At 68.3% G+C, this 24,315-nt stretch carries 26 protein-coding genes and 2 pseudogenes; 15 read left to right on the plus strand and 13 right to left on the minus strand.

Annotation, left to right across the window (positions count from 1 at the left end; all coding sequences use genetic code 11):
* Window positions 1-611: 611 nt before the first annotated feature.
* The 8 genes from fxlM (at window position 612) to OHS59_RS12280 (ending at window position 11,326) form a co-directional block, all read left to right on the plus strand.
* Window positions 612-1,817 (plus strand): methyltransferase, FxLD system, encoded by a 1,206-nt coding sequence (gene fxlM / locus OHS59_RS12245; protein WP_328493440.1) that lies wholly within the window; start codon window positions 612-614, stop codon window positions 1,815-1,817.
* Between the two features lie 67 nt (window positions 1,818-1,884).
* Window positions 1,885-2,070 (plus strand): FxLD family lanthipeptide, encoded by a 186-nt coding sequence (locus tag OHS59_RS12250; protein ID WP_328493441.1) that lies wholly within the window; start codon window positions 1,885-1,887, stop codon window positions 2,068-2,070.
* Window positions 2,071-2,151: 81 nt separating this feature from the next.
* The gene (locus OHS59_RS12255) at window positions 2,152-5,055 is read left to right on the plus strand and encodes a lantibiotic dehydratase (RefSeq protein WP_328493442.1); all 2,904 of its coding nucleotides are present in this window, start codon (window positions 2,152-2,154) and stop codon (window positions 5,053-5,055) included.
* Window positions 5,052-6,296, plus strand: a complete 1,245-nt coding sequence (locus OHS59_RS12260) for a lanthionine synthetase C family protein (protein ID WP_328493443.1) — start codon at window positions 5,052-5,054, stop codon at window positions 6,294-6,296. Before OHS59_RS12255 ends, OHS59_RS12260 begins: the two co-directional genes overlap by 4 nt.
* A gap of 37 nt (window positions 6,297-6,333) precedes the next feature.
* Window positions 6,334-7,236: an endonuclease/exonuclease/phosphatase family protein gene (locus tag OHS59_RS12265; protein WP_328493444.1), complete on the plus strand. Its 903-nt coding sequence runs from the start codon at window positions 6,334-6,336 to the stop codon at window positions 7,234-7,236.
* Window positions 7,233-8,063, plus strand: coding sequence for a thiopeptide-type bacteriocin biosynthesis protein (locus OHS59_RS12270; RefSeq protein ID WP_328493445.1), 831 nt, complete (start codon window positions 7,233-7,235; stop codon window positions 8,061-8,063). The genes OHS59_RS12265 and OHS59_RS12270 overlap by 4 nt, the downstream gene beginning before the upstream one ends.
* Window positions 8,047-9,180 (plus strand): hypothetical protein, encoded by a 1,134-nt coding sequence (locus tag OHS59_RS12275; RefSeq protein WP_328493446.1) that lies wholly within the window; start codon window positions 8,047-8,049, stop codon window positions 9,178-9,180. Before OHS59_RS12270 ends, OHS59_RS12275 begins: the two co-directional genes overlap by 17 nt.
* A gap of 250 nt (window positions 9,181-9,430) precedes the next feature.
* Window positions 9,431-11,326 carry an ABC transporter ATP-binding protein gene (locus OHS59_RS12280; protein WP_328493447.1) on the plus strand — a complete coding sequence of 632 codons (1,896 nt, stop codon included), beginning with the start codon at window positions 9,431-9,433 and terminating at the stop codon, window positions 11,324-11,326.
* Here OHS59_RS12280 and OHS59_RS44545 read toward each other — a convergent pair.
* Window positions 11,274-11,591, minus strand: a complete 318-nt coding sequence (locus OHS59_RS44545) for a transposase family protein (RefSeq protein WP_443061626.1) — start codon at window positions 11,589-11,591, stop codon at window positions 11,274-11,276. The genes OHS59_RS12280 and OHS59_RS44545 overlap by 53 nt on opposite strands.
* Window positions 11,592-12,012: 421 nt before the next feature.
* On the opposite strand from OHS59_RS44545, the gene OHS59_RS44550 reads away from it, so the two are divergent.
* Window positions 12,013-12,297 carry a DUF6300 family protein gene (locus OHS59_RS44550; protein WP_443061427.1) on the plus strand — a complete coding sequence of 95 codons (285 nt, stop codon included), beginning with the start codon at window positions 12,013-12,015 and terminating at the stop codon, window positions 12,295-12,297.
* A gap of 760 nt (window positions 12,298-13,057) precedes the next feature.
* On the opposite strand, the gene OHS59_RS12285 is transcribed toward OHS59_RS44550, so the two are convergent.
* The 3 genes from OHS59_RS12285 to OHS59_RS12295 form a co-directional block, all read right to left on the minus strand.
* Complete coding sequence (locus OHS59_RS12285; protein ID WP_328493448.1) at window positions 13,058-13,249, minus strand: DUF397 domain-containing protein; 192 nt, start codon at window positions 13,247-13,249, stop codon at window positions 13,058-13,060.
* Window positions 13,237-13,371 carry a hypothetical protein gene (locus tag OHS59_RS12290; RefSeq protein WP_328493449.1) on the minus strand — a complete coding sequence of 45 codons (135 nt, stop codon included), beginning with the start codon at window positions 13,369-13,371 and terminating at the stop codon, window positions 13,237-13,239. The genes OHS59_RS12285 and OHS59_RS12290 overlap by 13 nt, the downstream gene beginning before the upstream one ends.
* 736 nt (window positions 13,372-14,107) lie before the next feature.
* Complete coding sequence (locus OHS59_RS12295; RefSeq protein ID WP_328493450.1) at window positions 14,108-14,596, minus strand: ATP-binding protein; 489 nt, start codon at window positions 14,594-14,596, stop codon at window positions 14,108-14,110.
* A 176-nt stretch (window positions 14,597-14,772) separates the two neighbouring features.
* Between OHS59_RS12295 and OHS59_RS12300 the strand changes: the two genes are divergently transcribed.
* Both OHS59_RS12300 and OHS59_RS12305 read left to right on the plus strand, forming a co-directional pair.
* Entirely contained in the window at window positions 14,773-15,138 is a 366-nt protein-coding gene (locus OHS59_RS12300; RefSeq protein WP_328493451.1) for an STAS domain-containing protein, read from the plus strand.
* 286 nt (window positions 15,139-15,424) lie between these two features.
* Window positions 15,425-15,862 (plus strand): ATP-binding protein, encoded by a 438-nt coding sequence (locus tag OHS59_RS12305; protein ID WP_328493452.1) that lies wholly within the window; start codon window positions 15,425-15,427, stop codon window positions 15,860-15,862.
* A 137-nt stretch (window positions 15,863-15,999) separates the two neighbouring features.
* Here OHS59_RS12305 and OHS59_RS12310 read toward each other — a convergent pair whose 3' ends face one another.
* Both OHS59_RS12310 and OHS59_RS12315 read right to left on the minus strand, forming a co-directional pair.
* Entirely contained in the window at window positions 16,000-16,338 is a 339-nt protein-coding gene (locus OHS59_RS12310) for a MerR family transcriptional regulator (protein ID WP_328493453.1), read from the minus strand.
* Between the two features lie 1,360 nt (window positions 16,339-17,698).
* On the minus strand, window positions 17,699-17,845 hold the full coding sequence (locus tag OHS59_RS12315) for a hypothetical protein (RefSeq protein ID WP_328493454.1): 147 nt from the start codon (window positions 17,843-17,845) through the stop codon (window positions 17,699-17,701).
* A 157-nt stretch (window positions 17,846-18,002) separates the two neighbouring features.
* Here OHS59_RS12315 and OHS59_RS12320 point away from each other — a divergent pair, with 157 nt between their 5' ends.
* Window positions 18,003-18,446, plus strand: a complete 444-nt coding sequence (locus tag OHS59_RS12320) for an STAS domain-containing protein (protein WP_328499175.1) — start codon at window positions 18,003-18,005, stop codon at window positions 18,444-18,446.
* Between the two features lie 73 nt (window positions 18,447-18,519).
* Here OHS59_RS12320 and OHS59_RS12325 read toward each other — a convergent pair whose 3' ends face one another.
* On the minus strand, window positions 18,520-18,696 hold the full coding sequence (locus tag OHS59_RS12325) for a hypothetical protein (RefSeq protein WP_328493455.1): 177 nt from the start codon (window positions 18,694-18,696) through the stop codon (window positions 18,520-18,522).
* Between the two features lie 71 nt (window positions 18,697-18,767).
* Between OHS59_RS12325 and OHS59_RS12330 the strand changes: the two genes are divergently transcribed.
* Together OHS59_RS12330 and OHS59_RS12335 are read left to right on the plus strand one after the other, a co-directional pair.
* A complete protein-coding gene (locus OHS59_RS12330) occupies window positions 18,768-19,019 on the plus strand; it encodes an ANTAR domain-containing protein (protein ID WP_328499176.1) in 252 nt (83 codons plus the stop codon).
* A gap of 162 nt (window positions 19,020-19,181) precedes the next feature.
* Window positions 19,182-19,504: pseudogene (locus tag OHS59_RS12335) on the plus strand (Tn3 family transposase); the annotation flags it as partial.
* Here the strand turns inward: OHS59_RS12335 and OHS59_RS12340 are convergent.
* The 3 genes and pseudogenes from OHS59_RS12340 to OHS59_RS12350 all read right to left on the minus strand — a co-directional run.
* Window positions 19,463-19,807 (minus strand): annotated as a pseudogene (locus OHS59_RS12340) (STAS domain-containing protein); the annotation flags it as partial. The pseudogenes OHS59_RS12335 and OHS59_RS12340 sit on opposite strands and share 42 nt — an antisense overlap.
* 503 nt (window positions 19,808-20,310) lie before the next feature.
* On the minus strand, window positions 20,311-21,126 hold the full coding sequence (locus OHS59_RS12345; RefSeq protein ID WP_328493456.1) for a hypothetical protein: 816 nt from the start codon (window positions 21,124-21,126) through the stop codon (window positions 20,311-20,313).
* Between the two features lie 134 nt (window positions 21,127-21,260).
* Entirely contained in the window at window positions 21,261-21,389 is a 129-nt protein-coding gene (locus tag OHS59_RS12350) for a hypothetical protein (RefSeq protein WP_328493457.1), read from the minus strand.
* Here OHS59_RS12350 and OHS59_RS12355 point away from each other — a divergent pair.
* Entirely contained in the window at window positions 21,388-21,582 is a 195-nt protein-coding gene (locus OHS59_RS12355; RefSeq protein ID WP_328493458.1) for a hypothetical protein, read from the plus strand. The genes OHS59_RS12350 and OHS59_RS12355 overlap by 2 nt on opposite strands.
* A gap of 382 nt (window positions 21,583-21,964) precedes the next feature.
* Here OHS59_RS12355 and OHS59_RS12360 read toward each other — a convergent pair whose 3' ends face one another.
* The 3 genes from OHS59_RS12360 to OHS59_RS44555 all read right to left on the minus strand — a co-directional run bounded on the left by OHS59_RS12360 (window position 21,965) and on the right by OHS59_RS44555 (window position 24,228).
* Window positions 21,965-22,795, minus strand: coding sequence for a transposase (locus tag OHS59_RS12360; RefSeq protein WP_328499177.1), 831 nt, complete (start codon window positions 22,793-22,795; stop codon window positions 21,965-21,967).
* A complete protein-coding gene (locus tag OHS59_RS12365; protein WP_328493459.1) occupies window positions 22,773-23,426 on the minus strand; it encodes a hypothetical protein in 654 nt (217 codons plus the stop codon). The genes OHS59_RS12360 and OHS59_RS12365 overlap by 23 nt, the downstream gene beginning before the upstream one ends.
* A 328-nt stretch (window positions 23,427-23,754) precedes the next feature.
* Window positions 23,755-24,228 carry a transposase gene (locus tag OHS59_RS44555; RefSeq protein ID WP_443061428.1) on the minus strand — a complete coding sequence of 158 codons (474 nt, stop codon included), beginning with the start codon at window positions 24,226-24,228 and terminating at the stop codon, window positions 23,755-23,757.
* Window positions 24,229-24,315: the final 87 nt, after the last annotated feature.

A 24,315-nucleotide genomic window follows, 5' to 3' on the forward strand; every position in this document is an offset into this window, starting at 1 on the left:
CTGCCTTCGCCTGCTCCTCACGAGCGAGGTGATCGAGCGCGCTCCCATGGCAGACGTCGGGCAGCGTCCCCTGTCTGCCCGAGTCGTCGCCCGGCGCTGGGCCACGGCCCCACGTCCCCCACGGGGAACCTCAGCGCCTCGGCGCTGGGCGGTGGCTACACCCCATCAATCGCCAACTCCCGTGCTCGGCAACCCCGTTTACACCCTATTGCCGTGCGCGGGTCCGGCTGGTCGGCCGCTGGTCCCCCGGATAGTCGGTGATCCGGGAACCAGCGGCCGCCCTCTCCGGACACCCGTCCCTGTTCTCGCCGTTCGTGGGGTTCTACGGCACAGGGGCGGGCCCGTCTCCCGGTGTGGAGAGCCACGCGGCCTCCGGTCACGGACGGCATGGCAACTCTCCACGCCGGGACACCCGAGTCATCAGCAACCAGCCGGCCACAGCGAATGCCGTTCCTGAGGATCCACTTGATGCAGTTGCAGTCGAAGTTGATCAGCTGTCCCGCGCCTCGGCGCGTGGCCGGCACCTAGGGGCGACGCCCTGGCTAGCGTCCCCAGCCCCAGTCCGGCCTCGGTTACAGGCACCCCTCCCAGAGACAGAAGTAGGTAATCGGATGACTGCCGTTGATGACGAGACCGTTCGCGATGCAGACAGGTTGCGTGCAGAGATGGTCCGTGCGTTGCGTGATCAGGATGCGATCACGTCCGAGGCGGTTGCTGCGGCCTTCGCCACGGTGCCCCGGCACCTGTTCGCGCCGGAAGCATCCCTGAAAGTCGTCTACGACCTCCACCGCATCGTGCCGGTCAAGAAGGACGACAACGGCCTGAACGTCAGCGTCATGTCCGCCGCCCACCTTCAGGCCGTGATGCTGGAGCAGGCCGACATCGAGCCCGGGATGAAGGTTCTGGAGATCGGCTCCGGCGGGGTCAACGCCGCGTATCTCCAGGAACTTGTGGGCGGCGACGGTGAAGTCACCACCGTCGACATCGACGGGGACATCGTCGACCGCGCCCGCCTCTGTCTGGACGACGCCGGCTATACCTTGGTGAAGACGATCCTCGCCGATGGCGAGAGGGGCGTCCCTGAGGGGGCACCGTACGACCGGATCATCGTCACCGCCGCTGCGTGGGACATCCCCCGTTCGTGGATCGACGGACTCACGGAGAAGGGCCGGCTCGTCGTTCCGCTGACGGTGTGCGGCACGACCCGCTCGATCGCCTTCGACCGCGACGGCGAGGGCCTGGTCAGCCGCTCCTACCGGTTGGCGCACTTCGTACCCATGCAGGGCGAGGGCGCCGCCGAGGAACGCAAGGCACTGCTGCGAGAGGGCGTCGTCGTGCAGACCGACGACGGGCGGGTGCCCCTCAACCCGCAGGCTCTCAACCATGCCCTGGACGCCCCCAGGCTGGTGCGATGGTCGGGGGCGGCGTGGGACCTGCCCGACGAACTGGAGCTGTACCTCACGCTCAACCTGCCCAGCGTGGTACGGCTGCACGCGGCCAAGGACGTGGTCGACCAGGGGCTGGTGAACCCGTCGGCCCTGGTCGGGGTGTCCGCGCTGGTCAGCGAGGACAGCATCGCCTACCGCACCCGCCGCGACAACGAGGACACCGGCGGCTTCGAGAGCGGCGTCATCGCCCACGGTCCGCAGGCCGAAGCCCTCGCCGACCAGTACTCGGAACTGCTGCGCCGCTGGGCCGAACACCACCGTCGCAGGGGAGCCGTGACGTTCCGGTACCTGCCGGGCCCCGCCCCTACCCCGCTGCCGCAGAACGCCGTGCTGCGGCGGCACGGAATCGTCACCGCGTCCTGGAGCTGAGACTCCGGGGCCCTGCGAGGGCTCCGGGACCCTGCACACCCTCACCCATTACCTCAAGGAGGCAGCCATGACCGTTCAACTGGAACGACCGGCCATAGCCGCGCAACCGGTCGCCGAAGTGCCGGAGTTCGCTGACTTCGACCTGGACATCACCATCGTGGAGGGCGGTCCTTCCTCGGACCAGCTCATTCGGATGACGGACGACGGCTGCAACTCCACGTGCGCGACCGCGTGCACGAGCTGCCCCGCGTAGTACCGACCGTGTCCATCGCGGTGCCCGGTCACGCCCGCGCTACGGGCGCGGCCGGGCACAGCGCAGTCCCAGGAGGGGCGTATGTATCGCCACCTTGATGCGGCCCTGGTCCGGGCGTCTGCATGGCATCCCGAGCGCCAGATCGTCTGGCCTGATCTCACTGGCGCGTGCGCGGGCCCAGCGTCCTGGCGGGCGTGGCTCCAACACGTTTGGCACGACAGCGACTTCGCGGCAGCCGTCAGGGCTGCCAGCCCCGACCTCGCGAGCTGTGTGGATCAGGTCTACGCCGGCCAGCCGGTACCTGCCGCTGCCGTGCGGCGCACGGTGGTCGCGATGATGCGCTACCTGCTGCGTGCTCGCAGCCGGGCGACCCCGTTCGGCCTGTTCGCCGGCGTGGCGGCCGTACGAATAGGCACGGTGCCCGCGCTCCGTGTCGGCACCGGTCACCGCGCCGCCGCCAGAGCAGACGCGGCGCAGAGTACGGCCCTCATCGACCGCTTTGAGCAGCACCCGGCGTTGCGGCCCCACCTGATGCTGCTCGCCTCCAGCCTCCTCGTCGAACGCGACGGGTGCGGGGTGATCGAGCACCGCCCGAGCGGAACCCCCGGTCGACGCCCCGACCACATGCAGATCCGCATGACCGCGCCGGTCCGCGAGGCTCTGGACGGGGCACGGACACCGGTTCTGTGGAGTGACCTCGCCACGAAATTGACCACCAGCTTCCCGAGCGCGCCGCCGTCCGTGATCGACAGCCTCATCGCAGACCTGGTCAGGCAACGCGTCCTGCTCACCAGCCTCCGCCCGGCGATGACCGTCACCGACCCACTCACCGCCCTCCTCGACCACGCACCTCACCTCCCGCCCACTGACGCAGCAGAGATCCAGTCCGTTCCCAGGACCGCGCTCGACCTGCGGGTGGACTGGGACCTGACCGTACCTACGGCCGTCATACAGGAGGCGGCAGCGGCAGCGAAGGCGCTCATCCGCCTCGCGCCACAAGCGTCCCTGACTGGCTGGGCCCAGTGGCATCGCCGCTTTCTGGAGCGGTACGGTCCGCGGGCGGTCGTTCCCGTCCTGGACGCGATCGACTCGCTCGGCTACCCGTCCGGGTTCCTGGGCGCCACCACTACGCCGACGCCTTCCCCACTGCCCGACCGGGTCGGCCGCCTCGTCAAACTCGCGCACACCGCCGGTATGCAGCGCCACCTCGAAATCCAGCTCGACGATGCGGAGATCGAGGATCTGGCCACCGTCGATCCGGTCCATCCCGTCCAGCCGAGCACTGAACTGACCGTTCGCATCGACGCCGAGAGCGTTGCCGCCCTCCAGCAGGGGGATTTCACGCTGCACGTGGTCGGGGTGGCGCGCTCGGCCGGCGCGACCACCGGACGCTTCCTCCACCTGCTCGACGAAGAAGACCGCCGCCGCATGACCGAGGCGTACGGCGCTCTGCCCGCGGTGCACCGAGACGCGCTCCGCGCACAGATCAGCTCAACTCCCTTAACGACGCTCACGGAGAACGTCGCGCGCGCCCCACAGGCGACCGACTTGGTGATATCGCTCGGCGACTACCACGGCTCGGACACCCGTCTTGTCCCCGTCACGGACCTCGCGGTGACCGCAGACGCCGAACGGCTGCACCTCGTCTCGCTGTCCTGTGCCCGCCCGGTCCACACGCTGCTGCTCAACGCTGTGGACCTGGGCCACCACTCGCATCCGCTGTGCCGCTTCCTGACGGAGGCACCCGCCGCGCTGGCCGTCCCCTGCGCCGGGTTCAGGTGGGGGACCGCCGCCTCCCACCTGCCGTTCCTGCCCGCGCTGCGCTACGGCCGGACGATCCTGTCCCCGGCCCGTTGGCTCCTCACGCACGAGGTCCTGCCGCCCACGTCGGCGCCATGGCCGCAGTGGGACGAGGCACTGACGCGATGGCGGCGCGAAGTCCATCTGCCCGAGCGGGTGTACCTGAGCGAGGACGATCAGCACATGGCCCTGGACCTGGCGGAGCCCTCTCACCGGGCCCTGTTGCGCGTCCACCTGGACCGCGACGGCACCGTGACGCTGTGCCCGGCACCGCACCCGAAGGACCTGGGCTGGACCGGCGGCCGTGCCCACGAAGTCGTCATTCCCCTGAGCACCGAGCAGAACATCACCCCCGTCCGGGTGGCAGGCGGCGCCGTCCCCCGGGAGCACAGTCACCTGCCCGGATGCAGAAGCCGCATCTCCCTTCACCTCCACGGTCATCGCGACCGGCAGACCTCCATCCTGACCCGGCACCTCGCCGCCCTGCTGGACGAACTTGGCGCTCCCCAGTGGTGGTTCGTCCGCTACCGGGACCCCGACGACCACCTTCGTGTCCGCTTGACCTGCCAGCCCGGCACCCTTGGCCCTGCCTTCGAAGCGATCGGCCACTGGACCCGCGGCCTGCGGCAACGCGGTCTGATCACTCACGCCAGTGTGGAGACCTACCACCCGGAGACAGCCCGCTTCGGCGGCCCCACCGCAGTCGATGCGGCCGAACGGTACTTCGCCGCCGACTCCGCCGCCGCCATGGCGCAGCTCAACATCGCGGTAGGAACGGAGGTCCCCGACCCTCGTGCGGTGACCGCCGCCAGCATGGTGGACATCGCGGTGGGCGTGCTCGGCGACAGCGCTGCGGCGATGCAGTGGCTGATCAAGCACACCCGCACCGATCCGGCCGCTCCGCCCCGCGCCGTCTACCGCCAAGCCGTCGACCTGGTGAACACGACCACAGGCAGCTTGGGCGAGCACGTCACCGCAGCCTGGTCCGCGCGCCGCGGTGCGCTGGCCGACTACCGCCGCGCGCTCACGGACGCAGCCCTCCAGCCGGACGAACTGCTGCCGGACCTGCTGCACCTTCACCACGTACGGATGCACGGGCCGGGACTGCCCGAGGAACGCACCCACCTTCACCTGGCCAAGGCCGCCGCCCTCAGCTGGACAGCACGCGCAAGGAGTACACCGTGATCACCACCGCTCCCACTCCCACAACGCTGGCGAGCGTCGACTATCTGGCCAACGCACTGGCCGAGCCGGGCACCGCATGGCCCGGCGGACGCCCCGACGGCGGCCGGTCCTGGCCACAGTCGCTCGCGGGAGGAGCCTCAGGCATCGCTCTTCTACACATCGAGCGCGCCCGGACCGGGCACGGTGACTGGGCCACCGCGCACGTCTGGCTGAAGGCGACGGTGCAGGGCGAGGTCAGCGCCGCGGCCAACGCGAACCTGTACTTCGGCGCTCCCACCCTCGCGTACGTGATGCACCGGGCGTCCAGCGCATCGAGCCGCTACCTGCCAGTCCTTGACCGCCTGGACGCCGCCACCCTCGCCCTCACCCGAACCCGGCTGGCCGCCGCCCACCAGCGCATCAGTCGTGCCGAGCACCCCCTCATGGAGGAGTTCGACTTGATCCGCGGTCTGTCCGGCCTGGGCGCCTACCACCTCAGCCGCCACCCGCACCACGAGATCACCGCGGACGTCGTCACCTACCTGGTCCGCCTGACCGAGCCCCTCCCCAGCCCGGCCGGGCTGCCGCCGTGGTGGACGGACGTCGCCCCCAGCGGCGTCCTTCACCCCGACTACCCCGGCGGGCACGGCAACGTCGGGCTCGCCCACGGCATCGGCTCCACCCTCGCCGTCCTGTCGCTTGCCCTGCTCGGCGGGCCGGCCGTGCCCGGCATCGCCGACGCGATCGCGAGGATCTGCACCTGGACGGACCACTGGCGCCAAGGCGACCAGAGGGCGCCCTGGTGGCCGGGGCACCTCTCGGTGCAGCAGGTGACCGCCCACCAGGTTCATTCCGCTCTTCGGCCCCGGCCGTCCTGGTGCTACGGCGTCGGCGGCACCGCCCGTGCCCAGCAGCTGGCCGGACTCGCCCTGGGCGACCCGGCACGCGTCGCGATGGCCGAGACCGCGATCCTCGCCGCCCTACGAGACCCACTCCAGTTGGATGCGCTCCCTGAGACCGGGTTGTGCCACGGCATGGCCGGACTCCTTCACGCGGCGTGGCGGATGGCCACCGAGACGGACAACCCCGAGATCGCCGCGGAGTTGCCGAGCCTTACCGACCGCCTGATCACCGCGCTCGACCAGAGTGACCCCGGCCCGGAACTCCTCGAAGGAACGGCCGGAGCAGCACTCGCCCTGCACACCGTGGGCACGGGCAGGGCGCCCGCGCCGCACTGGGACACCTTCCTCGCTCTGGCGTGATGCCGTGCCCATCCGTACCGACACCGAAGGGTCTGAAGTGACCGACCTCGTGACCGTCGCCGTGTGGAACATCGAGGCCGACGGCGGCCGTAATGGCGAACACCGGGATCTCGCACTCGACGTCCTGACCGAGTTCGAGCCGGACATCTTCCTCCAGCAGGAGGCCAAGTTCAGCCGTGATCGGGGCAGTGAACGCCTGCACGCCGCGGAGAACCGGCTGGGCTTGCGCGGGTTCCTCTCCGCGCCCGATCCGTACGCGGACGCCGACATCGCGACCGCCGTCTACCTGCGGCCCACGATGTTCGACGTCGTGGAGGCACGCCCCCGCGCCAAGCCGTGGTGGCTGCACCCCTGCCACGTGGTCGCGCGGCTGGGCGCCTGTCCGGTTCCTCTCAACCTCCTCTCCCTCCATATGTGCTGCTTCGACGCCAACCAGCGTCTGACGGAAGCATGTTGGACGGCCATGCATGCCGGTGGGGTCACCTTCGCCGCCGGTGACACCAACAGCTACCCGCATAATCCCGAACGCCTCGCCCTGCCCGACTGGGCCGCGGTGACCGACCGTGCGCACATGGTCCACCGGACCTTCCTCGACGCCGACGGGCACCGCCACAGCGACACCCGCCCCGACGCTGCCCTGACCGACGCCGGCTACCTCGACCTCGCCCGGTTCGCAGCCGACCACCTCGGTCAACCTGAGGCACTCAACGCCACCGCCGGACAGCGTAAGTTCGACCAGGGCGGTCCCCAGCGCATCGACCGTGCCTATGGGACAGGCGGCCTCGCCTCCGCGCTGCACAGCGTCGAAGTCGTCGACAACGACGACACCCGGGAAGCCTCCGACCACTCGCTCCTGATCCTGCGCTTCTACCGGGTGCGGCTCGAACGCGTGCTGACACCGCCTCTGGCCGCTGCCCACACCGCGGAGGCACTCCGATGACCTTGTCCTCCTGGTGCCAGGCCAATATCGCGTTCACGGACTGGGACAGCGCCGAGTCCCTCGCGGTGTCCCGACTCGCACCCATTCTGCGGGCCGCCGAGGACGAAGGTGTCCTTGCCCGGTGGTTCATCATCCGCAAGAGGCCCTGCTGGCGTGTGCGCTACCTGCCCGGCGCCGGAGGAGCAGAGCGCATCAGCCAGGGCTTCGACGCGCTGGTGGGCGAGGGGGTCACCACGGCGTGGACAGAGATCGTCTACGAACCCGAGGAGAACGCCTTCGGCGGCGCCAAAGCCATGGCAAGCGCGCACCGTCTCTTCCACCACGACAGCCGTACCCTGCTCGAACACCTCCAGGGGGAGGGCGGCGCGCACCGGCGCGAGACATCCGTGATGCTGTGCAGTCTCCTGATGCGCTCCGCCGGGCTGGACTGGTACGAACAGGGCGACGTATGGGCCCGCGTCGGTGCCCACCGGGGGCTGCCCCCAGATGTCACATCAGAGAGTCGCGAGCGACGACAAGCTGCCGTGCATCGGTTGATCTCCGTGAACGGGGACGAACTGATGCGCGCCGACGGGCCGCTGGCACACCTGATGGACTGGGCCCGCGCCTATGCCGTTGCCGGGCGGGATCTGGCCCACCTCATGGAGTTGGGGCTGCTTCACCGCGGCCTGCGCGACGTCCTCGCGCACCACGTGCTGTTCGCCTGGAACCGCATAGGCCTCCCCTACGCCACTCAGGCCGTTCTCGCCGACGCCGCGAAAACCGTCGTCTTCGGCCCGGATCCCACCACAGAAGGGAGCGCCGCGAACCGTGTGGACAATCCCTGATGTGCTGGCCCGGCGCTTCCCGCTCATCGCCCGCCCCCGCCCGGCCAGTCTCCCCCTGCCCCAGCGTGTTCGTGGGCTCGCCGAACTCGCCGCACGGGTGGCGAAGACGGGCGACGCGAGCATCGCCTCCACGGTCTGCAACCAGGCCGCGCTGATCGCCTCCGACACCGGCATGCCGGACGTCGCCCGCGCGCTGTGCCGTCAGCATGCTGCCGCCTACCTAGACGCCGCCCCCTTGTCCGGCCGGGCCGCGATCCGTGCCCTCGAACCCGTGGTCAACCTTGCCCGTCTCGACATCCGTGCTGGGCATTATGCCGACGGCCGCCACAGGCTCCTCCAGTTGTTCGACGCAGTCAGCACCAGCGTCTCCATCGCCGTGTTCGAGGACATTGTCGTGCCACCCGACCTCACCTCAACAGCGAGCGACCGCCAAGAGGTCCGCGCCTGGCTGTGGCGAGTCCTCCTCGCCGATGGCACCCACGCACTGACCGCCGCCGGCCGCTGGACGGAAGCACTCGCCCACGTCGAGGCACACCACGGCGTCGGGCAGCGCATGCTCGACGGCCGCCAGGTCGCCGTCCTCGCCGCGCTCTCCACCGGAAACACCGGCGACGCCAACAACCTCCTGGACGACACGAAGCCCGGGGAACCTTGGGAGGAAGCGGTCGCCAACTGCCTGACCGCCATGTGCCACCGGGCAGCAGGACTGCCCTGGGAGCGCACGCTGCAGAACCTGGTGGCCACCTACCTCGGACACCAAGAAGGGGAAGCTCTGACCGTGTTCTACACGCGGCTCGGGCTCGCCGTCCTGGACGTGATTGCCTCGCCCGAGAGATCCGAAGCGCGCCTCGTGGTCGAGGAGTTGCACCGCAGAGCGATCAAGGCGTCCGACGGCTATGCCGTCCGAGACATCCTGGCGCACCCCCTGTGTGCCGCCCTCGCTACCGATCGAGAGGCGCAGGACTGCCGGACTCTTCTCACCGCCTGCGCCCTCGGAGCTGGAACGCTCACCGAGGAGCTACGTGGCCAACTGGACCATGCCGTGCGTACGAGCGACCACACGATCCGGGAAAGCCTTGCCCGCCAAGATCATTCTTGCCCAATTGGGCAAGAATGATCTTGATTGGGTCGACGCTCGTCCATCACTGCGAGCCGATCAGCACGTGGAAACCTCATGCGCCACAGGCTTCGGCGATTCGGCCAGATCTGCACCGCTCCGAGCCGTGCCAGCGCGGCGATCCCGCGCGCATCCCCTTGTGATTCAAGGGCTCACGCGCGTCCGAAATCGAGCGCGTTCGAATCCCGTGGCATGTCGTTATGCCGGGCACCGCCGAGCCATTCAGGTGCGGCCACACCCCCAAGGAAGGATGCAGGTGACTGCGACTGACGCCTCGACTTCAAACGAGGAGACGCCACCCCCTCCGCCGCCGGCCACCATCGCCTTCGAAGGCGTGCACGGGAGGAACCCGCTGGCAGACGCCAGTTTCGGAGCCATGTGCCGGCGCCTTCCGTCCGTGCTCGGACGCACGGCACGGATGGCCTGGGCCGTCGACAGGACCGGCGTCGTGCTCCTCCTCGCCTGCCAGTTGCTCACCGGTGCCGCGGCGGCTGTCGTCCTCGCGTTCACCGCTCAGGCGATGACTCATCTCCTCGGCACCGGCGCCGTGTCCGAACGTCTGCACGCCGCCATGCCCGCCCTGGTCGTCGTCGCAACGGCCGCAGGCATCGGCCGCATCAGCAGCGCCGTGTCTTCCTACGCCGACGCCCGGATCACACCTCTGCTGATGACCGAGGCGGACATTACCCTCGTCGCCGCCGTATGCCGCGTGGAGGCATCCGCATACGGCGAGGACGGCTTCGCCGACCAGCAAGAAGCCGCCGAAGTAGGCGTCACCCGCACCCGGACGATGCTGCAAGACGCCCAGCGGTTCATGTCCGCCCTGATCCGTATGGTCGCCGCGAGCGGGGTCATCACCGCCCTGCACCCGCTCATGCTGCCCTTGCTCCTCCTGGCCGTTCTCCCGGCCGGCGTCGGAGCCGTGCTCTCCGCACGCGTCGACTACGAGACCCACTACCTCAACGTCGGCGACCGCAACGTGCGTTCGATGATGCGCTGGTGGGCCACCTACTCCCGCTACGGCGACGAGGTCCGCGCCAACGGCATGACCGGCTACCTCATCTACTGGTACCGCGCCCTGTCCGACCGAGTCGATCAGCGGACCTTGACCGCGGCCCCGCGGATGCTCCGCATCGTCCTGGCCACCAGTGCCCTGGGCGGGCTCTTCCTCGTGGGCACCTGGGCCACCCTCGCCTGGCTGGCCACCACCGGCAGCGTCGCGCTGCCCATCGCGGCCACCGCGGTCGTCGCCGTGCAGACCACACTGGCCGCGCTGTCCCAGTTCGTCATCCACGGCGCCGCGATGTTCCACACCTCGCTGTACCTGGCCGACATGCGGTCCTTCCTCGACATGGCCAGCAAGCGGGCGCCGAAGCGAGGGGACTTGAAGATCCCGCCACGCGTGGAAGAGATCTGCCTCGACGAAGTCGTCTACCGCTACCCCGGCAAGGACGACCCGGCCGTCGCAGGCGTCTCGCTCACGCTCCGCCGCGGTGAGATCCTGGCCATCGTCGGCGAGAACGGCTCCGGCAAGTCCACCCTGGCCAAGCTCATCACCGGCATCCTCCTCTCCGACAAGGGCCGCGTCCTGTGGGACGGGATCAACCTTGCCCATGCCGACCCCGACGCGGTATGGAAACGCACCGCGCTGGTTCCTCAGAACTTCGCCTGCTGGCCCCTGCGCACCCGCGAGAACATCACCCTCGGTCAACCACACACGTACGACGACGGACCGGTGTGGGACGTCGTCGACGCCGTCGGAATGCGAGAGGCGATCGAGAAGCTGCCCCAGCAGCTAGACACCCTTCTCGCCAAGGAACTGTGGGGCGGCGCCGAACTGTCCGGCGGACAGTGGCAGCGACTCGTGTGCGGGCGGGCGTTGTACCGTCAGACGCCACTGTTGATCTTGGATGAACCGACCTCGCAGATGGACGCCCGCGGCGAACACGGCATCTTCCTGGAAATCAGGCGAATCGCCGCCCAGCGTATGACGATTGTCGTCACCCACCAGCTCGAAAACACCAGGCTCGCTGACCGCATTCTTGTCATGGACAAGGGCCGAGTCATCGAACAGGGTACGTACGAAGACCTGGTCAACGGTGGAGGCTTGTTCGCGGAACTCGCCGCTCTGGCCAAGGACCGGTAGGGCCCCTAACGGATATCTGCCCGACAAGACGCACCGTGCGGCACTGATGGCGCTCCAGCACTCCGGGAATCTGCTCGCGGTAGGTCTGACGCCAGCAGCCCAGGGCCGGACAGGCCAGCCGCCGTACGTGCAGCTGGTCGACGACCTGGTGGCCGTCGACCAGCATGTCCCTCACTGTTCGGCGGTGATAACCGTGCACCTTCGCCGTCGGCGTCCCGTACACCGGACACGGCACCGCCACGTCCCGGGTCTGGGCCAAGACCATCACCGCGTCACCGCTGTCCTCGACGACCAGAGGCGAAAGCCCCGAAAACACCCTCCCTATGAGGGAGTTGATATCCACCACAAGATCATGGTCAAGGGCGGCTACTCGGCATCACCACCGACTAGATGCTGTTGGTGATCTTTCGTGAGGTTGGTAAACTTCCAAGTTTTGCGGTGCTGTTCAGGCAGAGCCGCTGAACCGGGGTGAGGGGCCGCGCGGACCTGGGTAGTGCGGTTCCTAGTGGAAAACATCCGCTGAGTCGGACGACGTTGGCTCCGGTGAAATGCGTACGCGAGCCACCGGCGATCAAGCCCCGAGGGCTCGCGGCAGCCACCAGCCCCCCGCACCACAGACCCGACCATGCCGGTCCCAGGGATGCGCAGACCGAGTGCGCAGCCAGGTGTGGTGTCTCAATGGCTGATTGCCTGGCACTCACCGACACCGGAGCGTTGCACCGCCGGGTGACAGCCGGCGCGCCCGTGAACTGTGCAAGGTCTGCGACACGGACAAACCCGCGGCCGCGGCCGTGATCGGCTTCTTCACCTCGGGTGGCGGCCACGACCTCAGCCGGGCCGAAGAAGGCTCCCGCCTGATGATCGAATGGACACGGGAAGGCATGGCCGCCCACGGCTGGCACTGGGAAGAAACCCCCCGCGGCCACCACTGGACCCCTCGGCAGACTGCCGGGCCGGCAGGCCGTGATTAGGGTGCAGGAAGCGTCGTTGAAGTCGGCGAAACGTATTTCCCGTCCCCCGTGGAATGCGTACGCGAACCCCCGGTGCTTGAGTCCCGGGGGTTCGCCGCTGCTGCCGCCAGCCCCCGGACCACAGACCCGACCACGCAGTGCACAGGGATGCGTAGTCTCCGAGGGTCCAACTCCCGTCATGGCGTTGGACCCTCACCCCACCAGGCTTTCCTCATCTGAAGTCTCGGGCCCCAAGGTCGCCTTGGTCGGCTACATGCTGCGGCGCTTCCCTGACAAGGGCTGGCACAGCGTCATGGGGATCATCTGAAGGTTGACATGGCACTGCGGGAAGTGGAGGCCGTCGGAACCGCGGCTCGACTGCCGACGGTGCTGGGAGACCAACGTCGTCCAGGGCCGCCCGAAAGACTTCCGGACCACGACGCGCCACGAGCTGCCCGGCGAGTGGCACTGCTGGTCGTGCGACGCGCTCAACACCACCCCGACGCGGGCCCGCCGGGACGGCCCGGACGCGCCGACCGGTCCTCCGCCCTCCAGACCCCCGGGGCCCCTGAAGGGTCTTCCCGGCGGGCTCGGCTGCCAGTCCACGGTCAGGAAGCCAGGCGGCACCGGGCCAACCCACGTCAGCAACCCTGTCACGGAGGGCGGCGCGAGCCCGGCCACGCTTGAACGACCAGATCAAGGTCGGTAGGGGCTCCAGCGGCCGAAGCGGGCCAGCAGCAAGTTCCGCGTGCCCCTCGATGCGGCTGGGGGCGCGCGGCTCCTACAGGTGCGTCACGCTTTCGCGTGCGAAAGCCACCAGCCACGCGAAGGCCGCCGGCGTCAGGTGGAGCTCGTTTCCGGGCTGGTCGCTGTTCCGCACCCCGATGACGCCGGGGCTGAGCTGCGTCACCTCGACGCAGTTGTTGTTCGAGTGGCTGGACTTGAACCAGCCCTGCTGCTTCAGCTCTTGCACCACATCTCCCTTGCTTGCGCGATGATCCGTGCCACGGACCCGGCCGGGCCGAGTGCCGCCGCCATGAGGCGGTCGTGGGAGTCCAGGCCGTGCGCGATGGACTCCGGGCTGTTGGTGACCAACGTACCGGTCGCCGTTTCGGCGCATGTGATTTTCGGACCGGGCCCCTACTTGGCTGTCTGCCGAGCGTCCCGCCGGACCCGCCGACTGTCATCACCCACACCGGTCAACCCGCGACAGGCCGCCGTGCGTTCGCGGCCACTCGGCAGCGCCTCGCCGTGCCTGGCGAAGGCCGGGCAGCGCGGGTCGCTCGGCTTCCCCTCGGTCGCCGGAAGCCTGCGCGCGCACCTGCTCGTGCGTGAGCAGGATCCGCTTCACCGGGTCTGCCGACCCCCTGATGCCGCGGTGCCCCGTACGCGGCCGGCACACCGCCGAAAGCCTCGACCGCTCCTGCCTGCCCGGTCATCTCCAGCAGCAGGCCACTGGCCGCCCACCGGGGTGTGTCACCGGTAGTACCTTCGTTCGAGGAACGGCGTTGGCGTGGGCCATGTCGTCAACCTCCACTGGTTGAGGGCCATGCCCCCGGCCCGCGTCACCCCCACCCGCATCAACTACGCGCGCCCAACTCGACATCGGCGACCGTGACGGCGCGCTTCAGAACCTGTCGACGGCGTTCAACACGGCGCCGCAGATGGTCCGCATCCATCCCATGGGCCGGGAAGTCTTCCGCGTCCTGGCGTCCCTGAACCGCCGCAGCAACCCTCCGCTCGAACGGCTCTCCCGGCTCTCCGAATCAGTCTCTGAGCATCTCCGGGGCAATACTCTCTGAACCGTCCTCGCGGTCCGCACCACCGGCTGCTATGGGGTGCGGCGTTCGCTGACGTGTCCGCCGGGATCGTCCAGCAGGGCGATCCGGACGGTGATGCGTTTGCCTTCCGGTTCTGGCCGGGCTTCGAAGGCCTGGGCGACCGCCATGACGATCTCCAGGCCATGCAGTCCGATCCGGCCCGCATCGGCGGCGTGGGCGACCGGCAGGACCGGATCGCTGTCCCGCACCGACACCTCCACCACCTGCCCGGTGACGCGCAGATCCAGCGACACCGGGCCGGGCGCGTATTTGTGTGCGTTGGTGACGAGCTCGCTGACCACCAGCTGGGTGAGGTCCATCGCCCGCGCGGACACCGGCAGCCCGTGCTCGTCCCGGGCACGGGTGAGGAAACCGGCTGCGTGGTGACGCGCCGTGGCGATGGCGCTCCCGCCACTGTCCAGTGCGACGGTGTCCTGGACCAGAGGGTTCTGCGGCACCAGCCTGTCCTCACCGCCGAGGGCAGATTGCGCCTCGTCCATCGTCTTGTTTCCCCGCTTGCCTCTTTGCGCGTACCCCGCGCCCTCCCCCGCATGTCCCCCGGGCATCACGGCTAAAGTACCGAACTGCTGTTCGCCGTAACGCCGGGGCAGGCTTTCGGCGCTGATCGAACCAAGCCCCTCTGTATCAGCGAGCGCAGCCGAGGAAACGGAACACGTTGACAGACATCCAGGAACCAGCCCGGCCCGGCCAGTTGTCGGCCGACCACACCACCCTTAACGGCGTCCTGGTGGTCAGGCTGCACGGCGAGATCGATCACACCGTCAAGGACCAGTTCAGTAACGCCCTTCTCCCCCGCGACGGTGCGGCGCCCTTGCGGATCGTGGCCGACCTCAGCGGGGTGACCTTCATGGACTCCAGCGGCATCAACACCCTCATCACCACCCACCAGAAAGCAAGCGCCGCTCAGGGATGGCTGCGCATCGCCGGCGCCCAGGAAGCCGTCCAGCGCGTCCTGCACATCGTCGGCGTGGACCAGTTCATCGACTGCCACCCCAGCCTCGAACAAGCCCTCCGCCAATGACCCCTGCGACGGTCCAGCCCAGCACGGTAACGGGTGTCGCCCGAGAAGCCGCTCACGCAGCCGAGCGCCGGAACACGCCGACCGCGGTACGCAACTCATGCGGGCGCCCTCAGAAGTTCTTTCGGCAGCTTGCTTGACCCGGCATAACGCCCGTTAAGGACACGGGGTTGCACGAGGCGGCGTGGGCGGGCGTTTCGGGGGAACGAGAGGCCGGTAACCATTCGCGCTTCGGAAGTGAGGCCGCCCCATGGAGCCTGCCGCCCGCCATCAGGACTCAGGACCGGTCATGGATGCTCCGGTAGCTGCCTCCGCCGCGTTCGAGGGCAGCGCAGAGATCGGTGAGGCCCGCGACATGGCCCGCGCTTTCCTCACATCCTTGCAATCCGTGCACGGGCTGCCGGTGTCGGCCCGCGCGATGGGCACGGTGCAGCTGGTCGTGAGCGAGCTGGTGACCAACGCCCGCAAATATGCGCCCGGTCCGTGTCTGCTGACACTGGAGGCCAAGGACGGAGCCGTGCAGGTGAGCGTGTGGGACAGCGGCACCACGCTGCCGACGGTGCTGCCCGCGGACCCTCAGCGGATCGGCCAGCACGGCCTGGAGATCGTGATGGCGGTGTGCCAGACCTTCTGTATCCAGCGGGATCCGGTGGGCAAGCGGATCACCGCGGCCATCGTGCTCGCCGACGACCCCGGTGGCGATGCGGCCGGCCGCCAGGCCATGTGACATCAAGCTGCAAGGCCCCGCCACCCTCAAGTGCAGGGTACGGACCAGGGACGTCGCCACGGGGCCGTGACGGCACAGAGCAAACCGCACGCCCGCCCCGGGCACAGGACGCCGATGGCGATGTCGAAGCCAGTGGTTCAGACGGCGGCTGCGGAAGTCATCGCTCCGGCGGTACGGCGGTATGCGGCGTTGATGCGCTGGGCTTCTTCGAGCTGGTCCTCAAGGATGATGATGCGGCAGGCCGCCTCGACCGGGGTGCCGTGATCGACGAGTTCCCGGGCGCGGGCGGCGATGCGCAGCTGGTAGCGGGAGTAGCGGCGGTGACCGCCCTCGGAACGCAGCGGGGTGATCAACCGGGCATCTCCGATGGCGCGCAGGAAGGCGGGGGTGGTGCCGAGCATGTCGGCGGCCCGGCCCATGGTGTAGGCGGGGTAGTCGTCGTCATCGAGACGGCCGAAGGAATCGTCTGCTGTCACGTGCACCTCGTCTGTGGAAGCTGTGGAACGCGTGGAGGGGCCCTGGTGCCGTACGGCACCAGGGCCCCGAAGGAACTGCTACACCATCTGCCGGCCCTGATATCGCACCGGCCTTCTGTGTCCGCAGACCCGACCCGAATGCGGTCGGAACTGCCGGGATCGCGGTTGCTTGACCGGAGACCACCTCACTATCGATGTCCTGCGGTACCCGGGTTCAAGATGTCCGCCCGGGCGATCCTGATGGCGCTTTGGCTCCTCCGTTCATCCCTCTTGATCTGAACTGCACTTTCCAAAGGGGGGACTGCGACCTGCTCTTACCTGCTGATGATGCGAACTGCTTGGCGGCCTTTTGTCAGCACCGCTCTCCGGCAGCCAGCCCCGTCGCCCGCCCTGCGTCTGCTCTGGGCTTAGAACCCCACTGCCGAACCTCCCGGAACGCGCGCCCGCAGCCGGCGCCTTCACCGAGGTACTGCTCTGCTACTTCGCTGCTGGATACCGCGTACTTCACCTGCGGGTACTGCCACCGCATGTCCTGTGCGGCGATCCTGCTAGCGGTGGCCCCTGATCACTGCGGGCCACCCGGTCCGGCCGTCAGCCCTGTCGCCGTCCTGCAACTGCTCTGGCTTCAAAGCTCCACCGCCGCACCGCACTGCACACTGCAACTACATACTTCTTGACCGGCAGTTCGTCTCTGCCAGGCCCTGCTGTCTCTCTGGGCTACGAGAAAAACCATACCCACACCATCAACCAATGTCTACTCTCGCCAGCATAGATTTCCGACTCGTCAGCGATGCATTTATCGCACGTCTCCGCCACCCACGTGGATTGGGGCCGGCCCCGGATCGCGCCGTCCCTCACCGAGTGGCAGTCGGCCCGCGCCCGTAACCCGCTGCCGGGCGCGCGCCATAGCTGCCTCGGGAGGTTGGTGCCGGCTCAGGCTGGCTATTGTCCGCTGAACCAGCGTTCGGCTGCGTCATGATGTCCGTTGTTGAGCAGCCAGGCTTTCGCGGTCGCATCGTCGACGAATCCGTAGGTGTCCGAGTTTTCCTGTTCGGTCCAGGCGTTGAAGAGCCAGCGGCCGTCGCGGGCGCGGCACAGGGCCTGGTGCCCGTACTGGCCGAGCGCGGTGGGGCAGACGTTGGCGGGGTCCTCTCGTATCCGGTGGCGAAGCCGGGGTCGAACCAGTCGGCCAATGAGGGGGCGTCCTCGTACTCGCCAGCGGGATAGGTGACGACGTTGAAGTGCGGCATGCCTCCTCCTCCGGGCTGTGCGCGTGCGGCAATGGTTCCACCCCCGAGTCCCCGACAGCCCCCGACCGGTCACGGTGACCGGTCGGGGGCTGTCGGAAGCCTGGGGGTGGTCAGGACAGTTCGGCGAAACACAGCCAGGCGGGCGGTTGCAGGCTGGCCCGGCCCGTGTAGCCGAGGACTCGGATCGCGTACGCGAGGGCGTTGAGAGCCAGAGGCCCTTTCGCCCGCAGCAGAGCGAGCCTGTGGCGTGCAGACACCGGGCCCCGTATTCCGCCCGCGGATGCGGTGCAGGCCCGGCGCGTCCCTCGGAGCATCGAAGTGCCGGGCCGTCTACGCCACGGCCACTCGGAGGGAGTGCCCACCGGCGCTGCTCGGGGGAACCGGCGCCGGGCCGGGCACGCGGCCGCCGCATCCGTGGCGGCGGCCGCCGCCACGCCACCAGAGCCCATCCAAAAGGCCGGCCGCCACGCCCGTGGCGCACCGCACAAGGAGCTGTCCCCCATCACCGCCCCCTGGCCCATCCGCCGCGAAGAGTGCCGCGTGGTGCGTCCCCGCGGAGAACTCGACCTCGCCAGTCGCGATGCCTTCGCACAGCTCCTGCGGGGAACCTGCCGCACCACCCTGGACGCCTGGCTCATCGTCGACCTCACCGCGGTGACCTTCATGGACTGCACCCCGCTGCACGAACTGTGCACCGCCCAAAAACGCTGCGCGCAGGCCGGCCGCGGCCTGCGCCTGGTCTACGACCAGCCCGCCATCGGCCGCCTCCTCGCCTTCAGCAGCCTGGCCGCCGTCTTCCCCCGCTACGCCAGCCCCGATGACGCCTGGTCAGGACAAGCAACCACCAAGCCCTCCTGATCCGCACGCCCCGCCGGTATACCGGCAACGGGCTCTGCGTTCTGCGCCGACGGAACGCACAGCCCGCTTCCCCCTACGCCACCGGATACGCGACCGCCAGCCCGAGCATCGGCGGAAAGAGCAGCACGTATCCGGTGAACGGCCGGGGACGTTCGATGAATACGCCCCGCTCCACGCCCCGGCCCCCGGCCTGGCCCCACCGCAGAACAGACTCCAGATACCGCGCCACGCACCACAACCCCCAGCTCACGCCAGCCCGATGACACAGGCCAGCCCGGTGCCCGCCCGGCCCGGACACCACCCCATGAGACGCGCACCCAACTGCGGGACGCGCTCGCGAAACGGCCGGTCATCGACAGGGCCCGCGGAGCCCTGACAGACCTCTGCTCCTGCTCCGCGGACGACGCACTGGAAATCTTGATGGACATCTCCCGGCACTCCGCCACCCAGCTGTACGACGTCGCCGAAGCCCTCCTCACCAGCGTCCAGGGCAAGCCGCTGCCGACACCTCTGCAGAGCCACCTCGCCGCCGCGGCCGCCAGAATGCGCACACGCCACCACGGCCACGCATAGAACAAGCCCGGTATGCGTGCCCACAAGGCGCCAACGTCGTTGACAAGGCAGCGCGCACCCGCTTCCTCACCGCGGATGCGTAGTCTCCGAGGGTCCAACACCCGTCATGGCGTTGGACCCTCACTCCATAGGGTGTCTCCCCCGACGTAACGTCGGGCCACCCCGGGGTACCGCCGCCAGATCAAGGTGCAGGCCAACCTCCAGGAGGGCCGCCACGCGCTTGCCCGGAAGATCCTTCCACGGCCGGGCCGGGCAGCTCTACCAGCGCTACCAGGACGGCATGGAGGACCAGATCGGCGCCCTGGGACTCGTCCTCAACGCCCTGGTGCTGTTCAGCACCCGCTACATGGACTCCGCCGTCACGCAGCTGCGCGCCGACGGCTTCGACGTACGAATATGCGGACGTGGCCCGTCTGTCGCCGTTCGTGCGGCACCACATCAACGTGCTGGGCCGTTACTCCTTCTCGCTGCCCAACTTGCGAGGCGTCCCAGATGTGGGCTGCGGACAGGTCGATGACGACCTTGTCGGGGTCGGCGGCGTAGTTGAACTGGCCGACGAGGTCGTTGGAGGAGGCGAAGAACAGTTCGCCGGTCACGGCGTACACCACCGTGCTGCCGTCGGGATCGGTGACCGCGGTGACGTTGGCGAGGTGGGCGACGCGTTTGGCGAAGATGACCATTGCGGTGATGGAGCCGATGGCGAGGTTGTCGGTGGCGACCACGCAGATCACGGTAATGACCATGACGGCGATCTCCCCGGCTGGCATCCGCTTGAGGGTGTGGGTAGCCGCCTCTGCGACAGCCGGCCAACCCGATGACGACCGATCAACAGCAGCCACCTGGTCACTTCCCGACAGCGGACCGCCCCTCACCCACGCCCTGCCATCAGGTAGCCAGCGCTCCACGCTGCTGACCCTCACCCGCTGCTACCGGCACACCCACTCACCCAGGGAACCGGACCCTGTCCACTGGGGAGAAGCTCGGGCTCGCACAGGCAGTCCGTTACGAGAAGGCCAACGGAGCGTCCATACCCAGCTACAGCCACATCGCGGTGGCACTGCGCAGTACCGGACAACAATGATCCTGCTCAGCGTGCTCGATCGGCAGACTTCACAAGATCCTCGCCAGAGCCGAAATACGTGAACATCCACACCACGGCAGGCTTCGGGTCGTCGAGAACTGGAACAGCGCGAACACCGTGCTCCGCTATGGCAAGATCCCAGCACCACACCACACGACAGCAGGATCGGGGAGTTCCGGGGATCCTGCCGCAGGCCGAGGCGACGCCAGGTCAGGAGCGGTTCAACTCATACAACTTCCGTCCGGCCGAGGAATAGACGAGTGCGTGGTCGTCGCCATCGAACCGGACTGTGTACGCGGCCTCGTTGGGACTCTGGACCACCGTGAGTGTGTACTGCCCGGCTTCGTTCGGCCGTGTGGACAGGCTGCATCGCATCGGACCGCCGATGTCGAGTGGCCTTCCGTTGTTGTAGTAGAACCCTGTGCACTGTCCGTCTTCGCCGAACGTCTTGATCCCAGTGTCGTCGCTCGGTGTCCAAGAGCCCGCCAGGGGCGGCGAGTCGGTCGTGTCACCCGAGGAGTCGTCCCCGCCTGCCCAGATGGAAAGGCCGGCGATGAGTCCCAGTACGACGATGCCCCCGATGGTCGTCCGCACCTTGTTGCGTTCGGCCGCGTTGATGACGTTGGTGATGACCTTGGTGATGACCTTGTTGTTGTTCCCCGTCACGATGGATCCGCCGGAGCCCGTTCGGTAGCTCGGCCCCCTCGACCGGTCGTCGTCACCCTCGCCCTCCAGCGCCTCCCGAAGCGCTGCCGCGAGTTGGTGGTCACGGTCGACCGCGGCCTTGACCGCGTTCTCCGCGTCCGCGCGCGCCGAGGGAGACGCTTCTCCCTGCTCCTGGGATTCGGTTAGCAGCCGCCGGATCGCCGGGTCACCGCCCAGCTTGGTCGCGATGAGCCCGCGGACGCGTTCCGCGGCCACATCCAAAGCCTGATCGGCGAGTCCGTTGAACTCCACTCCGACGCGACGGGCCTTTCCTGCCGCCCATACGACCAGCATTCCGACCGTCGCGGAGATCAAGTCCATGGTGCGCTTCCTTCTGCCAGCTGCCGTGAAGCCGATGAGTCCGGTCGTAGGAAGGTGAGATCCCGCCGTGCTGGAACAGCCCGGCCCTTGACGGAGGTCCGGAGAGCGCCGTCCCGACCACGGCGGGGGCGGACCTACCGGCCGCCTTCCCGGTCGCTGATCTTCTTGCCCATGGCGGCGCCCCCTGCGCCCACCATGGCCAGCACCCCGTAGGTGAGGAACAGGGCCGTGCTGGTGGTCCCTTGGCTCAACAGGAAGGCCATGACCACGAACAGAACAATTCCGGCGGCCATTAATGCTTTTCCGTTGCCCATGCCGTACCCCGTTCTTTCGGCACTTCTCGCCCTCGAAGCCGAGGTGCAGGACAAGCTAGCAACAAAGGGCGGCGTGATGAGCTTTTCTCCTCAAATACCCACTGACGGTTTTCAACGGAATGATCTACGTGAAGCGGTATGAACCGCTCCGTGCGTGAGCCACGGCTGGTGCAAAGTGCTGGTGACCACGAGAGTGTGCAGGTCCCAGCGGTGTGACGTTGTGGGTAGCCGCCTCTGCGACAGCCGGCCAACCCGATGACGACCGATCAACAGCAGCCACCTGGTCACTTCCCGACAGCGGACCGCCCCTCACCCACGCCCTGCCATCAGGTAGCCAGCGCTCCACGCTGCTGACCCTCACCCGCTGCTATCAGCACGCCCACTCACACGTGTGGAGCTAGCTGGAACTACGATGCTTGGGCGGCATCCGGCTCAGCACCAAGGCAGGTCAGACGCCTTCGCCAAGACCTCGCTATAGGGCGCCAGGCCAACACCACACGAAGGATGCTGTTGGTGATCTTCAGTTAGTCAGGGTTCGGCAGAGTCGCTTGAATCGGCTGGCGTGGTGGTGAGGTGCCTGGCGGGAAGTGTCCGCTCAGGCGGATGATGTTCGTCCCGGCGGCGGTCAGGACGTGCTGGACGTGCGTCTTGGCCATGCCTCGGTAGCGGCAGTGCCGTAGTCCGTGGGCGTGGATGGTTTCGGAGACGGTGGCTTCGCAGCCGGCCCGGATCGCATAGTGCTGCCGCCACTGGAGGGTGTCCTGTTCGCGTCGGACCCGTGTCTGGATCTCCTGCAGGGGCTGGGGCAGCAAGATGATGTGCCGGGCGCGGTCGTCGGTGGTGCCCGTGCATTCCTGCCGGGCTTCGCAGACCCGGCAGGCTGGCTTGGGGAACAGCACGGACAGCCGTTCATGCCCGTCACCCCGAGTCGCCTTCCAGGGATGGCTGGTCACTCCCCGGGGGCAGGTGAGGGTGCGGGCGTCCCAGTCGGGTGTGAAGTCGGCCTTGGTGAAGCCGGGATGCTCACGAGCCTTGGGGTCGGCCCGAACCGGGCCGGTCAGTACCACCCCGTGGGTGCCGGCGGCCCGGTCGATGGATTCAGGAGTGATGTATCCGGCGTCGACGAAGTGCTCCGGGTCCGTGAATCCCTGCCGGACCAGGTCCCGGTGGATCTGTTCGAGGGCGTCGATGTCCTGCTCGGGCGCCGGCCTGGTGGTGACCTGCACAATCACGTGCGGACCATCACCACAGGTTTCGCTCTGGTGATCGCGATAGCCGATCCACTCCTTCTTTCCCGACGCGGTCAGCTGCTGGCTGTAGTGAGCCTCGCCGTCATAGGGAGAGATGATCTCCATGCTCACCCACGGGACACTGGCCTTCTCCCTCCGGCCTTCCCGCGGCCTCGGGACGCGAAGCGGCTCTGCGCGGCATATCGCGCCTGCTCAACCGGTCCTTGGTGGACTTCGGTCCCCGCCACCGCTGCCGCCCTGCGCTGTCGAACGAGTACTGCTGCACCCACACGCGCCGCAGAATTTCCACCTGCGCCAACGCCCTCAGCCGCGGCGGGACTTCATCGCTGAAAACAGCCGACAGAAGCCGCATTCCGTCCGCGCCGACCTGCAGCACGTACTCCTCCAGCGCCGCCTTGCCCTTGGGCAGCCGATGGTAGATGGCCGGACGTCCGTACCGGTCCGCCCAATCCGCGGTAACCAATGACGCCAGCCAGACCTCATCCGCCAGCGTCAACTGCTCCAGAGCGGCACGCAGAGTCTCGGTGACCAACTCCGCCCGTCTCAGCTTCCGAATGGCAGCGAGTTCTTGAGTGGAGTCCGTACGCACCGCACCACGCCGCTTGACCAGGCCCGCAGCCGCCAGGTGGTCGACCATCACGGCCAGCAGCCGATCCGCCAGGTGGTCGACCATCACGGCCAGCAGCCGATCCGCCCGGTCATCCTGGGCCATACGGTCCCGGAACTCGCTGAGCACGGAATGGTCGAAGCCCGGATCGTCCAGCTCAAGGCCGTGAAGTCGGCCCGGAGCGCGGTCCCGGCCTTTCGGCCGGGCCGTTTCTCCGGACCGCTTCCCGCACCCGCCGTGTGCCTCTCAACGCAACGGGCGCTCCACAAGACCCGGCCCAGATCCGCCAGATTCGAGCCGGTGGAAGTGTTACGAGGCTTCAGACACTGGTTCCTCTCGTACGGCTTCTCAACTCGCTTGCCCGGCCCGTACCGTCTGGCAGTACCAGTACGTCCCGTCGTCGTCAGGGCTGCTTACCGTCCTCCCGCGCGTCTCCGCGATCAGACTGCCCTCAGCTTCACCGGCCTGCTGCGACAGGCCAGCGGCGGGGCCCTTTCGCCCCCGCCCGGAATAGCGGCGCATCGTGGCGCACCAGACAGTACTTCCAGTCCATCCGGCAGCGGACCGCCTCGGCGGCCTGCCGGTCCGTGAGGTTCTCCGCGTACTGCAACACCGACACCATCGCCAGCCGAGCCAGCGACAACCCCCGCCGCCCGTCAACCGGATACCAGTCGGCGAAGTGCTCATCGGCGAACAGCTCGTCCAACCGGTCACGCACCCACATGGCCACTGTGCCCCGTGGATTGCTCGCCCGCGCCATCCGAACCGTCAACGGCGGAATCGTCCGCCCCGAACCTGAACCCATCGACATCGCGGCCACCCCTCCGACCGCTCGAACCACCCCGCCCAGACCAGCGCAGCACACCGCACCGATCCACACGCCAACCAGGTCATGGACTTCACTCCACCGGGTGAAGATCACCAACAGCATCCCGACTACGGGCCAGAGCCGAACGTCTTACAGTCCCACCTCGCCCGTTCAGACGTCACCTGCTGGAAGACGCCTTCGCACCTGTCC

This window comes from Streptomyces sp. NBC_00414 (assembly GCF_036038375.1).
Taxonomy (GTDB): Bacteria; Actinomycetota; Actinomycetes; order Streptomycetales; family Streptomycetaceae; genus Streptomyces.

What these genes read in the sequence shown, in the direction of transcription:
- fxlM (WP_328493440.1), top strand. Translation starts at nt 612, where the DNA reads ATGACTGCCGTTGATGACGAGACCGTTCGCGATGCAGACAGGTTGCGT.
- OHS59_RS12250 (WP_328493441.1), top strand. Translation starts at nt 1,885, where the DNA reads ATGACCGTTCAACTGGAACGACCGGCCATAGCCGCGCAACCGGTCGCC.
- OHS59_RS12255 (WP_328493442.1), top strand. Translation starts at nt 2,152, where the DNA reads ATGTATCGCCACCTTGATGCGGCCCTGGTCCGGGCGTCTGCATGGCAT.
- OHS59_RS12270 (WP_328493445.1), top strand. Translation starts at nt 7,233, where the DNA reads ATGACCTTGTCCTCCTGGTGCCAGGCCAATATCGCGTTCACGGACTGG.
- OHS59_RS12280 (WP_328493447.1), top strand. Translation starts at nt 9,431, where the DNA reads ATGCAGGTGACTGCGACTGACGCCTCGACTTCAAACGAGGAGACGCCA.
- OHS59_RS44545 (WP_443061626.1), bottom strand. Translation starts at nt 11,591, where the DNA reads ATGGTCTTGGCCCAGACCCGGGACGTGGCGGTGCCGTGTCCGGTGTAC.
- OHS59_RS12295 (WP_328493450.1), bottom strand. Translation starts at nt 14,596, where the DNA reads ATGGACGAGGCGCAATCTGCCCTCGGCGGTGAGGACAGGCTGGTGCCG.
- OHS59_RS12305 (WP_328493452.1), top strand. Translation starts at nt 15,425, where the DNA reads ATGGATGCTCCGGTAGCTGCCTCCGCCGCGTTCGAGGGCAGCGCAGAG.
- OHS59_RS12345 (WP_328493456.1), bottom strand. Translation starts at nt 21,126, where the DNA reads ATGGACTTGATCTCCGCGACGGTCGGAATGCTGGTCGTATGGGCGGCA.
- OHS59_RS12355 (WP_328493458.1), top strand. Translation starts at nt 21,388, where the DNA reads ATGACCACGAACAGAACAATTCCGGCGGCCATTAATGCTTTTCCGTTG.
- OHS59_RS12350 (WP_328493457.1), bottom strand. Translation starts at nt 21,389, where the DNA reads ATGGCCTTCCTGTTGAGCCAAGGGACCACCAGCACGGCCCTGTTCCTC.
- OHS59_RS12360 (WP_328499177.1), bottom strand. Translation starts at nt 22,795, where the DNA reads ATGGAGATCATCTCTCCCTATGACGGCGAGGCTCACTACAGCCAGCAG.
- OHS59_RS44555 (WP_443061428.1), bottom strand. Translation starts at nt 24,228, where the DNA reads ATGCTGTTGGTGATCTTCACCCGGTGGAGTGAAGTCCATGACCTGGTT.